Here is an 11,782-nt window from a genome sequence, read left to right as displayed (position 1 = left end):
GATCTACAGCGACATCGATGGCCTTTGCGCCATGGCCGCACGCCAGCGCACCAGATGCGGGTGCTGCTCATCGGGCTTGACCCTGACGATACGCGCGAAGTCCACCGCCACCACGGCCGTGATGTCCGCCACGCTGAAGCGGTCCGAGGCGATGAACTCACGCTCGGCCAGGCGCTCGTTGAGCCCGGCGAAGAACTGCTGCACACGCGTCAGGCCTCGCTGGGCCAGTTCCGGAATCTGCACGTAGTTCACGGGCCCGGGCAAGGCGCGGTTGGCCATGGCCGGCGTGCTGTTGCGAAAAGCCTCGGCAATGGCCAGCAGGCCTTCGAACTCCACGTGCCAGTTCCAGCTCGCGATCTCGGCCTTTTCGGTGGGCGTCACGCCCAGCAGCGGTGGGTCCGGGTAACGCGCTTCCACGTAGGCCGTGATCGCGGCGTTGTCCGTCAGGATCAGGCCCTCTTCGGTTCGCAGCGCCGGCACGGTGCACTGCGGGTTGATCTTGCGGAAGGATTCGCTGAGTTGCTCGCCCGCGCGCAAGTCCACTTGAACCGTTTCATGCACGATGCCTTTTTCAGCCAGCAGGATGCGGGCGCGGCGAGGGCTGGGCGCCGTGGCGCAGTCATAGAGGGTGATCATGTGGGCAGCTTGTCAAAGTCACTGGCGTCATGGCGTTCGGGCAACTGGCTGGAGGGCTCGCCCCAGGTCCGGTTGACCTTGCGGCCGCGTTGCGCTGCCGGGCGTTGCGCGATCTGATCGGCCCAGCGCACCACGTGGGTGTAGTCCTGTACCTGCAGGAACTCACCTGCACTGTACAACTGGCCTTTCACGAGCGCGCCATACCAGGGCCACACGGCCATGTCGGCAATCGTGTAGTCGTCACCCGCCAGATACGGGCTCTCGGCCAGGCGGCGGTTGAGCACATCCAGCTGGCGCTTGACTTCCATCGCGTAGCGGTCGATGGCGTACTCGATCTTGACCGGGGCATAGGCATAGAAGTGGCCAAAGCCCCCGCCCAGGAAGGGCGCGCTGCCCATCTGCCAGAACAGCCACGACAGGCACTCGGCGCGCTGGGGCATGGTGGTCGGCAGGAAGGCGCCGAACTTCTCTGCCAGGTACAGCAGGATCGCGCCGGACTCGAACACCCGCACCGGCTTGTCGCCGCTGTGGTCCATCAAGGCGGGTATCTTGGAGTTGGGGTTGACGTCCACGAAGCCGCTGCCGAACTGCTGCCCCTCCTTGATGTCGATCAGCCAGGCGTCGTATTCGGCGCCAACATGGCCCAGCGCCAGCAACTCTTCCAGCATCACGGTGACCTTGACGCCATTGGGCGTGGCCAGTGAATACAGCTGCAGCGGGTGTTTGCCAACCGGCAGTGCCTTCTCGTGGGTCGGGCCTGCAACGGGCCGGTTGATGCTGGCGAACTGCCCACCGTTGGCCTTGTTCCAGGTCCAGACGGCAGGCGGTGTGTAGTGGGATGAATCACTCATGCTGGGGGCTCCCCGTGTTTGATCTGCTGATGATCAGCCGTTGACCAGCACGACTTTGCCGCGCACCTGACGCGACCCCATCAGCGCGAAGGCTTCCTTGAGTTGCGACATGGGCAGCTTGTGCTCGATGACGGGCTTGATCTTGCCCTCCATGTACCAGGCGGCCAGCTGCATCAGGCAGGCGGCGTTGTTCTGCGGCTCGCGCTTGGCGAACTCGCCCCAGAACACGCCCATGATCGACGCGCCCTTGAGCAAGGCCAGGTTCAAGGGCAGGGCGGGGATAGGGCCATTGGCAAAGCCGATGACCAGGTGGCGGCCGCGCCAGGCAATGGAGCGGAAGGCCTGCTCGGTCAGGTCGCCACCCACGGGGTCATAGACCACGTCCGGGCCCTTGCCTTCGGTGATGGCCTTGAGCTCGTCGCGCAGGTTTTGCCTGGTGTAGTTGATGGACGCGTCGGCGCCCAGTTCGCGGCACAGCGCGCACTTCTCGTCGGTCGAAGCGGCGGCAATCACCTTGGCGCCAGCGGCCTTGGCAATCTGGATGGCGGCGGTGCCCACGCCACCGGCGGCGCCCAGCACCAGCACGGTTTCACCGGCCTTGAGCGTGGCGCGGTCCATCAGCGCATGGTAGGTGGTGCCATAGGTGCACAGGAAGGCCGCGGCGTCTTCAAACGAGAACACCGGGGGCAGGGGCATCAGCATCGCAGCCGGCGCGACCGTGTGCGTGCCAAAGCCGCCCGTGCCCGCAAAGCCGGCCACATGCGTGCCCACGGCCAGGTGCTTGACGCCTTCACCCACGGCTTCCACCACGCCGGCGAATTCGGCGCCAGGCACGAAGGGCAGGGGCGGGCGCATCTGGTACTTGCCCTGCACGATCAGCAGGTCGGGGAAGTTCAGGCTGGCTGCCTTGATGGCAATGCGCACTTCGCCCTTGCCGGGTTCGGGCGTGGGGCTTTCCTGCCAGGTCAGGGCGTCAGGGCCGCTCAGTTCGCTACAGGTCCAGGCTTGCATGGTGTTTGTCTCCGTTGTTAAACCGCGTCTTTGGCGAAGGTGTTGCATTGCTTCATGTCGCCGGAGTCCATCCCGCGCTTGAACCAGGTCACGCGTTGCTGGCTGCTGCCGTGCGTGAAGGTCTCCGGGGACACATGGCCTGTGGCATTGCGCTGCAAGGTGTCGTCGCCAATCTGCGAGGCGGCGTTCAGTGCTTCCTCCACATCGCCTGCTTCGATGATCTGGCGGGCCTTTTGCGCGTGGTTGGCCCACACGCCGGCATAACAGTCGGCCTGCAACTCCAGGCGCACGCTCAGTGCGTTGTACTGCACCTTGCTGACGCGCTGGCGCATGGCGTCCACCTTGGCCGATGTGCCCACGAGGTTCTGCACGTGGTGGCCGATCTCGTGCGCGATGACGTAGGCCTGCGCGAAGTCACCGGGTGCACCCAGGCGGTCGCGCATCACATCGTAGAAGTCCAGGTCGATGTAGACCTTCTGGTCGCCGGGGCAGTAGAAGGGGCCGGTCGCCGCTTCACCGCGTCCGCAGGCGGTCGGCACCGCGCCACGGAACAACACAAGCTTGGGGTCACGGTACTCGCCGCCGGCTTCCTTGAACAACTGGTGCCAGACGTCTTCGGTATCGGCCAGCACCGTGCGCACGAACTTGGTCTGCTCGTCATTGGCCGGAGGGTGCGGGCGAGCGGCCTGGTTGCCGGAGGGCACGCCCACGCTGCCGCCCGAACCACCACCGAGCAGGTTGAGCACCGTCATCGGGTTCACGCCCAGAAAGTAGCTGGCCACCAGGGCAATCGCCACCGAGCCCAGCCCGATGCCGCGCCCCCCGAAGGACATGCCTGGCCCACCACCACCGCCAGCGTCGTCACGCACGTCTTCCACGTTGTCGCTCTCTCGGTTGCCTTGCCAGCGCATGGTGCGTTCCTCGTTGGTGTCAGGTATCGTGCCCCGAGGATTCTAGGCCGCGCGCCAAGAACCTAGAATCGCGGGGCCTATGAAGTCCGCCTTGTCCGATTCCCCCTCGCTCGCTTCCTCGCACCCCCTGGTGCTGAGCTCTCCCGCCAGATGGCTGTGGCTGGTGGCGCTGGCGTCGCTGGGCTGGCGTTGGTGGGTGTCTGCGGCCTTGCCCTTGACTGGCGACGAAGCCCTGTTTTACTGGTGGGCCCGCTATCTGGATTACGGCTATTACGACCACCCGCCCATGGTGGCCTGGTGGATTGCGGCGATGCGCCCCTTGTTTGGTGATGCGGCCTGGGCGGTGCGGCTGCCGGCCACCTTGCTGCCGCTGGGCGTGGGCTGGGCCATGTGGTGGGGCTGGTCGCCTGTCAACCGCGAACGGGCGGCCTGGGCCGTGCTCTTGTACTGGCTCACGCCCGTCAACTGGCTCAATGCCCTGATCGCCACCGACACGCCCCTGATCCTGTGGGCAGCCTGGTCTGCTGCGGCCATGGCGCGTGCCGAGCAGGCGGCGTCCCAGGGGCGCACGGGCTGGGCCTTGCACAAGCTGTACGCGCTCAGCGGCCTGTTCATGGGCGCGGCCTTCCTGTCCAAGTACTTTGCCGTGCTGCTGGGCGTGGCCTACGTCGTCTATTTCATGCTGTTTGCGCGGCCTCACTGGCGCGGGTTCCTTATGATGGTGCTGTTCGCCTTGCCGGGCGCGGCCGTCAATCTGGTCTGGAACCTGAACCATTGCTGGACGAACATCATGTTCAACCTGTTCAACCGCAATGAAGACGCGGTGGCCTCGTGGGACACGGTGTTCAGCTACGTGGGCATGATGGCCTACCTGATCAGCCCCGTGCTGCTGTGGATGGGCTGGCGCCATCGTCAGGCTCTGGGGCAGGTGGCGCGCCGCCAAGCCTTGCTGACCTGCATGGCCGTGGTTCCGCTGCTGCTGTTTGGCCTGATGTCGGCCAAGAAGGTCATCGGCCTGCATTGGGTGATGGGCTTCTATCCCTTCATCTTCCTGCTGTTTGCATGGGCCTTGCCGGATGGCAAGTCCATGGCCCGCGCGGCCAAGGGCCTGGGCCTGATTCTCGCGCTGCACCTGGTGGCTTCGGTGGTGCTGGCGGTGCTGGGCTTGCATCAATGGCAGCACTTCAAGTATTACCACCGCCTGGTTGAAGCTGCCCGCAGCGAACAGATGGTGCAGCAGGTGAGGGCGCCCGGCGTGGTGCTGGCCTCCAACGGCTATTCGTCCGCGGCCATTTTTGGTTATGCGGCCAAGGCCCATGTGCCGGTGCTGGGCATGGGCAGCGTGCACGCCCGCCAGGATGATTTGATCGTGGACTACAGCCAGTTCGAGGGCAAGACCATCCGCGTCATGGCCACGCGCGAGCCGTCCGTTGACGACTACCGGCCGTATTTCGATCAGGTCCGCCTGCTCACCTTCCAGCAGGACGGCGCCACCTTCTACGCGGTCGAAGGCGTCAACTTTCACTACGCCATCTACAAGGATGTGGTGATGGCCGAAGTCAACCGGCGCTACTACAACTTCCCGGCCTGGCTGCCAGTGAGGGGCTGCGCGTTCTGCGAGCGGCTGTGCGGCAAGGCCCGCTGCAACTAAGCGCTGATGGCCTGGTCGGCCAGTGCATCCAGCGCCGCCATCACCTGCTGCAGGTCCAGCGGCTTGGCCAGATAGGCCTTGAAACCCGCTTTCAAACCACGCTCCACCTGCTCGGGCATGGCATCGGCTGACAAGGCGATGACGGGGATGGCGCGGGTGCGGTCGTCGGCCCGCAGTGCTTGCAAGACCTCGTAGCCATCCATGCCCGGCAGGTGGATGTCCAGCAAGATGACATCCAGCGGTGCCCGTGTGGCCAAGGCCAGGCCGGCCGGGCCGCTCTCGGCCGTTGCCAGATGCCAGTGAGGTCGCAGGGCAAACAATGCCTGAACAACCTGGAGGTTGGCCGGGTTGTCTTCGATGTAGAGGGCCCTCAGCGGCGCGGCTGGCCGGGCCTCGTCCACCTGCGGCAGCGCAGCCACATCGGCCGCGGTGTCAGGCTGGGCCAGCGGCAGCTCGATCCAGAAGGTGCTGCCCACCCCCACGGTGGACGACACCCCGATCTCGCCACCCATCAGCTCCGTCAGCTGTTTGGACAGCGCCAGCCCGATGCCACTGCCCTGGATGCCCGAGCGCTCGGCCCCCAGCCGCTCGAACGTGCGAAACAGCAGGGGCAGTTGCGCGGGTGTGAGGCCTTGCCCTGTATCGCGGATGGACAAGCGCAGGCGATGGCCACCGTTCACCGCCGTGTCGATGGTGATGCGGCCATGTTCCCGGTTGTACTTGGCGGCGTTGGTCAACAGGTTCACGATGACCTGCCTGAGCCGGACAGCATCGGCCAGCACGCGGGCCTGTGTGCTGCAGTGGTTCACCAGTTCAAGGTGCATGGCCTTGATGTGGTCCTGCGTGATGCTCAAGGCCTCGTTCACGGCCTCGGTCAGCGCAACCGGCGTGATGGACAAAGCCACCTTGCCTGACTCGACGCGGGTCAGGTCCAGCAGGTCATCGATCAGGGCCAGCAGATGCTGGCCGGCCCGGCGGATCTCGGTGACCATGCCCATCTGCTTGTCAGGCAAGGCTTGCATCTGCAGCAACTGAGAGAAGCCCAGAATCGCGTTCATGGGCGTGCGAAGCTCATGGCTCATGCCCGAGAGGAAGGTCGATTTGGCCGCACTGGCCTGGTGGGCCGCATCCAGCGCGGCCTGCAGATCGGCCGTGCGTTCGGCCACCTGCTGTTCCAGTTGCGCGTTGGCGATCTCCTGGCGCTGGGCCAGTTGGCGCCGCTCGGAAATGTCCAGCCCCAAGGAGCTGATGCCCTCCTGGGTTGGCGCCACGCAGAGCTCGAACCACTTGACGCCGTCATCCGGGAACTGGAAGCACACCTCCTGGCGCAGCGGCGCCCGCTCCTGCATGACCTGCTGGTACAGCGCAAACACCTCCGACTGCTCGATACCGGGGAAGGCCTCCGTCAGCTTGCGGCCCATGAGTTCGTCACGCTGCTGCTGGGCGAAGCGTGCCCCAGCCTCATTGACATACAGGATCGTCCAGTCAAAGCCAATGAGCATGCAGCCTTCCAGCATGTCATCCAGCGCCTGGTGGAAGCGTTGCTCGGACAGGCGGACTGCGTCCTCGGCCTGTGTGCGCTGCGCGTACAGCTGAGCCAGGTTCAGCTGGGTGGCGCGCAGCCAGCCCAGCACGCTGTTTTCCCGGCCTTTGGCCACCGGGATGGGGCTGGAGAAATCCCCGCCCCCCAGGCGCTCGATGCTGGTGAAGACCTCGTTCACCGGCCCCCCCAGAATCGCCAGCAGGCTCTGGCTCGTGCGCCACAACAGCACCATGGGGACCAGGGCCAGTGCGATCAGGATCGCACGCATGGTGGCCGCATGGCCTTCTGCGTCCCGCACGGCTTGCAGCGTGCGTGTGGCCACCAGGCTGTTGAACTCGCTGATAGGGCGCATGATGCCGGCCTTGGCCTCCTGGTAGGCCGCATTGGTCAACATCTCCTGCGCCTTGATTTGCTGCGCAGGCGCGATCGGATGGCTGGATTCGAGCAAGGCCATGGCCGCAAACTCGGTCCGGGCCAGGGCATCCGATCTGGCCTTGGCTTGCGCGAGCTTGGCAAACTCTGCTTCGGTACAGCCGGCCTGCTGCAGCAGCTTCAAGAAGGGGATGGCCGGCCCCATGGGACGAGGCCGCTGGTTGTCTGGTGTGACCAGATCCCAATACACGTTCTGGTAATCCACCGGGCGAGGTGCCTTGCCGTCGCGGATGTCCAGGATCTCCTGGTAGTGCTGCTTGAAGATAGGTTGTCCCGTTGCCACATAGATGCGCACCATGTGCGTCAGGTCGTCAGATGAGCGGCGCAACTCATCGGACAAGGCCAGCGACTGAACGCGCACCTCGTTGGCCGCGTCAATCCGTTTTTCGGCGCGTACATAGACGACGAAGCAGGCGATCACCACGGCAAACATGGCGATCGTCAGCCAGACATACAGCGAGAACCGGACCAGATTCGGCCTGGATGCGGGGGATGCGCTGGTCATGTCAGTGGATATGCAGGGGGCTTGAGCCGAAGCAGTGGGGTGAACAGGCAGGCTACCCCATTGTTCTAGCGCCTGCCAATAAATGAGGGCAGAGGAATACCCAGCCTTGCGCATCGGTTTGCTTGCGCCTATGAAAGGGAGCTCCGGCGATAGAATCAGCGCCTACCTTTTGCCTCACGGCTCGCGAGTATTTATGTCTGCTGCGTCGGATTCGTCCTTGCCTGTTGTCATCATCGGGGCCGGTCTGGCCGGTTTGACGGTGGCGTTGCACCTGGCGGAAACCCAGCCCGTGATCGTGCTGGCCAAACGCCAGCTTGAAGAGGCCGCCACCGCCTGGGCGCAAGGCGGCATCGTCGGCGTGCTGGGCAGCGACGACAGCATCGCCTCGCACGTGCGCGACACACAGGAGGCCGGCGCCGGTCTGGTGGACGAGCACACCGCCGAGTTCATCGCCCGCCACAGCGCCCAGGCCGTTGAATGGCTGGTGGCCCGTGGTGTGCCGTTCTCGCCTGACCCCGATGGCCCCCTGGGCCTGCACCTGACCCGCGAAGGCGGCCATGCCGTGCGCCGCATCGCCCACGCAGCGGACGCCACCGGCAAGGCCATCCACGACGTGCTGCTGGCCGAGGTCAAGCGCCACCCCAACATCCAGCTGCGCGAAAAGTGGATGGCGGTCGACCTGATCACCAACCGCCACCTCAAAAAATCTGCGCAAGAGCAGCAGGAAGCCCAACGCTGCCATGGCGTGTATGCCCTGGACATTGAAACCCACCGCGTCGAAACCCTGGCTGCTTCGGCGGTCGTGCTGGCCACCGGCGGCGCGGGCAAGGTCTACCGCTACACCACCAACCCTGAGACGTCCACGGGCGACGGCATCGCCATGGCCTGGCGCGCAGGCTGCCGCGTCGGCAACATGGAGTTCATCCAGTTCCACCCGACCTGCCTGTACCACCCGCAAGAGCGCAGCTTCCTGATCACCGAAGCCCTGCGTGGCGAAGGCGGCATCCTGCGTCTGCCCGATGGCACGCGCTTCATGCCCGACCACGACGAGCGCGGCGAACTGGCCCCGCGTGACATCGTGGCCCGCGCGATCGACTTCGAGATGAAGAAGCACGGCGTGGACCACGTCTGGCTGGATGCGACGCACCTCGGCGAAGCCTTCCTCAAAGAGCACTTCCCGACCATCTACGCGCGCTGCCTGTCCTTGGGCATCGACATCGCGAAGCAACCCATTCCCGTGGTGCCGGCGGCGCACTACACCTGCGGCGGCGTGGTGACCGACCTGCACGGCCGCACCGACCTGCCGGGCCTGTATGCCGTGGGCGAGACCACCTACACCGGCCTGCATGGCGCCAACCGCCTGGCCAGCAACTCCTTGCTGGAATGCGTGGTGCTGGGCCGCACGTGCGCCGAAGACATCCAGGGGCAGATCCCCGCCTCGGCGCCCAAGGTGCCCGACTGGGACGAAAGCCAGGTGACGGACGCCGACGAGGAAGTCGTCATCGCCCACAACTGGGACGAACTGCGCCTGGTGATGTGGAACTACGTGGGCATCGTGCGCACCACGCGCCGCCTGGAGCGCGCCTTGCACCGCATCAAGCTGCTGCGCCACGAGATCGACGATTACTACGCGGCCTTCCGCGTCAGCCGCGACTTGCTGGAATTGCGCAACCTGGTGGATTGCGCCGAGCTCATCGTGCGCTCGGCCCTGTCACGCCAGGAAAGCCGCGGCCTGCATTTCAGCCGCGACTACCCGCGCACCTTGCCGGTCAGCTTCCCGACCATCCTGTGCAAGAAGCCCAAGAAAAAGGATGCCTGGTTGCCTTGAGGCGGCCGGTCGGCATCTTTTCCTGAGGGTGGGCTCAGCGCGCCGTGAACTGCGTCAACCAGTCGAGGTTGCCGTTGAGCGTCCACTCGGCGGTTCCGGTCGCCCAGCCTGGGTCCAGGTTGTTCTGATTGCTCAGGCAGCTGTTGGCGCGGATGTAGCAGTGGTCAGCCGAGCCATCCTGCACCTCGCTTTTCAGCACCATGCGCCAGCCGCTGCCATTGCCTTGCAGGCAGCTCGTGCCATTGCACTGGTAGCCCGTGAGCGCCTCGCTGCTGCTTCGCACGCCGGCCTGCGTGCCACCGCCATACAGGTCGTTCTCGCCGTTGACCACGCGCAAGCGTGACGATGGCAACACGCGTTTGCCATTGCCTACGCAGGCATTGACGTTGTAGATGATGTAGTTCTTGTGGGCGCCCGTGGCATAGACCGCCTCGACCCGGTTATCGAAGTTCTTGGCCAGGATGCTCAGCAAGGCGCCTTGGCTGAAACCGCCCACCACCATGCCCTTGCCGCAATCGGCGTGCTCACGCGAACACAGGGCTGCCACGGCGCTTTGGGCACTCGACTGGTCGAAGATGCACTTGCTGCGCGCCGTCAGCGTGTTGCAAAAGCCCATTGCCGCGTTCGGATATTCGATGGTGGCCGCGACATAACCGCGATCGGCCATGCCCTGCACGGCGGTCATGGCCTGCGCGTTGTCGTAGGTGTCGCTGGTGCCCACCATGTAGATGAACACCGGGTGTTTGTTCTGATCGGCAGGCTCCTTGCCCTTGATCTGGTACGTGGTGCCGCAACTGCTGGAGCCACCCTTGTAGCTGGCCGTGAAGTCTGATGTGGCCGCGTGTGCAGGCAAGGCCAGCGCCAGGATGGCCGCAAGCAGCGGGGTGATCGTGGCAAGGCGAACGAGTTTGGTGAGTGGGCCACGCAGGCCGGATGCAAGCTTGTTCATGGGCGACTCCATTTGAAAGTGGCCCATGCTGGCGCCAAGCACCTGACGATGATGTCGGTGGGTCGACAAATACGGGTTTGTGTGCCTCGGGGGAACCCGGGCGCGTTCAGCGTCTGGCGCGCATCGCGTAGCGGGCCTGCACGAACTCGAACGCGAACTTGACCGCGTCCTGGATCAACTGCTCGCTGTCCTGGCGCTCTTTCTCGGTCATGTGAAAAGCCAGGTCCACCTGGTGGCGGATGTAGCGCGGCGGTAGCCGGTTGAGCGCCACACAGGCCACGTCAGGCAGGTGGTCCTTGTCCAGCAAGGGGTAATGGGCGGCCTGTTCCAGAACCAGGTCGACCACCTGTTTCTCGTAGTAGTTGTGCAGCGTCGTGAAATCGGATGCCATGGCGGGGCCCATCTCGATGGAAGTACACCGGACAGTGTCGCCCAGCCTGGGCTTGCTGTGTCGTGAAAAAGGGGCCTGCTTGGCCCCTTTGTTGATTGGCGCGCCCAGGTGCCAGACAGGTACCCAGGCCTATTCGGCGTCGTTCAGCCGCCAATGCGCTCCAGCACGCGCAGCGAGAAGTCCACCGCCTTGACGTCCTTGGTGAGCTTGCCGATCGAGATGCGGTCCACGCCCGTGACGGCGATGTCACGCAATTGGTCCAGGGTGACACCACCGGAGACTTCCAGCAGGGCCTCGCCCTTGGCCAGCTCCTTGTTGAGGGCCACGGCGGCCCGCATCATGTCGTAGGTGAAATTGTCCAGCAGGACGCTGACGGCACCCGCAGCCAGGGCTTCGCGCAATTCGTCAAGGTTCTCGACTTCCACCTGGATGGTGATTTGCTCACGCTGGGGCGAGGGCTGCGCGGCCACCAGGGCCTGCGCATTCTTCACGGCGGCGGTCACGCTGCCGGCTGCGGCAATGTGGTTTTCCTTGATCAGGATGCCGTCGTACAAGGCCAGGCGCTGGTTGGCGCCACCGCCCACGCGCACGGCGTACTTCTGGGCCAGACGCAAGCCGGGCAGGGTCTTGCGGGTGTCCAGCACCACGCAGCCGCGCGGGTTGGGCGAGGCGCCTTCAATGGCCTTCATGTGGCGGTGGGTGAGGGTGGCCACCGCCGACAGCGTCTGCAGGAAGTTGATGCCCGGGCGCTCGGCCGTCAACATGGCGCGCGCATCGCATTCGATCAGGCAGACCTCGGTGTCCGGCGCCATCAGCGCACCTTCGGCATACGCCCAGGTGATGGATGCTTTCGGGTCCAGCCTGAACAGGCAGGCTTCGAACCATTCACGGCCGCACAACACAGCCTCTTCGCGCACGATCAGGCGCGACTTCACGCGCTGGCCGGCGGGCACCAGTTGCGCCGTCCAGTCGCACACACCCACGTCTTCGAACAGGGCGTCGCGCACATTGCGTTCACGGGCTTCTTGCAGGGTCTCGTTGTGGTCGAACATGATGGTCTATATCGAGGAAGTC

At 64.9% G+C, this 11,782-nt stretch carries 10 protein-coding genes; 2 read left to right on the top strand and 8 right to left on the bottom strand.

Features of this window, described 5'->3' with window-relative positions:
• Positions 1-3: 3 nt before the first annotated feature.
• Genes JY96_RS03490 through JY96_RS03475 form a run of 4 tightly spaced genes read right to left on the bottom strand, consistent with a single transcriptional unit; the run spans position 4 to position 3,409 of the window.
• Positions 4-636 carry a glutathione S-transferase family protein gene (locus JY96_RS03490; RefSeq protein WP_035034988.1) on the bottom strand — a complete coding sequence of 211 codons (633 nt, stop codon included), beginning with the start codon at positions 634-636 and terminating at the stop codon, positions 4-6.
• Positions 633-1,487, bottom strand: a complete 855-nt coding sequence (gene yghU, locus JY96_RS03485) for a glutathione-dependent disulfide-bond oxidoreductase (protein WP_035034985.1) — start codon at positions 1,485-1,487, stop codon at positions 633-635. The genes JY96_RS03490 and yghU overlap by 4 nt, the downstream gene beginning before the upstream one ends.
• A gap of 33 nt (positions 1,488-1,520) precedes the next feature.
• Positions 1,521-2,498, bottom strand: coding sequence for an NADPH:quinone oxidoreductase family protein (locus tag JY96_RS03480; protein WP_035034982.1), 978 nt, complete (start codon positions 2,496-2,498; stop codon positions 1,521-1,523).
• Between the two features lie 17 nt (positions 2,499-2,515).
• The gene (locus tag JY96_RS03475) at positions 2,516-3,409 is read right to left on the bottom strand and encodes a neutral zinc metallopeptidase (protein WP_035034979.1); all 894 of its coding nucleotides are present in this window, start codon (positions 3,407-3,409) and stop codon (positions 2,516-2,518) included.
• 91 nt (positions 3,410-3,500) lie between these two features.
• Here JY96_RS03475 and JY96_RS03470 point away from each other — a divergent pair, with 91 nt between their 5' ends.
• The gene (locus tag JY96_RS03470; RefSeq protein WP_035041043.1) at positions 3,501-5,060 is read left to right on the top strand and encodes a glycosyltransferase family 39 protein; all 1,560 of its coding nucleotides are present in this window, start codon (positions 3,501-3,503) and stop codon (positions 5,058-5,060) included.
• On the opposite strand, the gene JY96_RS21910 is transcribed toward JY96_RS03470, so the two are convergent.
• The gene (locus tag JY96_RS21910) at positions 5,057-7,540 is read right to left on the bottom strand and encodes an ATP-binding protein (RefSeq protein WP_161784232.1); all 2,484 of its coding nucleotides are present in this window, start codon (positions 7,538-7,540) and stop codon (positions 5,057-5,059) included. The two genes, JY96_RS03470 and JY96_RS21910, sit on opposite strands and share 4 nt — an antisense overlap.
• A 193-nt stretch (positions 7,541-7,733) precedes the next feature.
• Here JY96_RS21910 and nadB point away from each other — a divergent pair, with 193 nt between their 5' ends.
• Positions 7,734-9,368: an L-aspartate oxidase gene (nadB, locus tag JY96_RS03460; RefSeq protein ID WP_035034977.1), complete on the top strand. Its 1,635-nt coding sequence runs from the start codon at positions 7,734-7,736 to the stop codon at positions 9,366-9,368.
• Positions 9,369-9,402: 34 nt separating this feature from the next.
• Here the strand turns inward: nadB and JY96_RS03455 are convergent, their stop codons facing one another.
• The 3 genes from JY96_RS03455 to nadC form a co-directional block, all read right to left on the bottom strand.
• Positions 9,403-10,317 carry a hypothetical protein gene (locus tag JY96_RS03455; protein WP_152606349.1) on the bottom strand — a complete coding sequence of 305 codons (915 nt, stop codon included), beginning with the start codon at positions 10,315-10,317 and terminating at the stop codon, positions 9,403-9,405.
• A 106-nt stretch (positions 10,318-10,423) separates the two neighbouring features.
• A complete protein-coding gene (locus tag JY96_RS03450) occupies positions 10,424-10,708 on the bottom strand; it encodes a late competence development ComFB family protein (RefSeq protein WP_035041034.1) in 285 nt (94 codons plus the stop codon).
• 143 nt (positions 10,709-10,851) lie between these two features.
• A complete protein-coding gene (gene nadC, locus JY96_RS03445) occupies positions 10,852-11,760 on the bottom strand; it encodes a carboxylating nicotinate-nucleotide diphosphorylase (protein ID WP_035034975.1) in 909 nt (302 codons plus the stop codon).
• Positions 11,761-11,782: the final 22 nt, after the last annotated feature.

It is taken from the genome of Aquabacterium sp. NJ1 (genome assembly GCF_000768065.1).
Classification (GTDB): Bacteria; Pseudomonadota; Gammaproteobacteria; order Burkholderiales; family Burkholderiaceae_C; genus Aquabacterium.
This window is presented reverse-complemented; position numbering and strand designations above follow the sequence as displayed.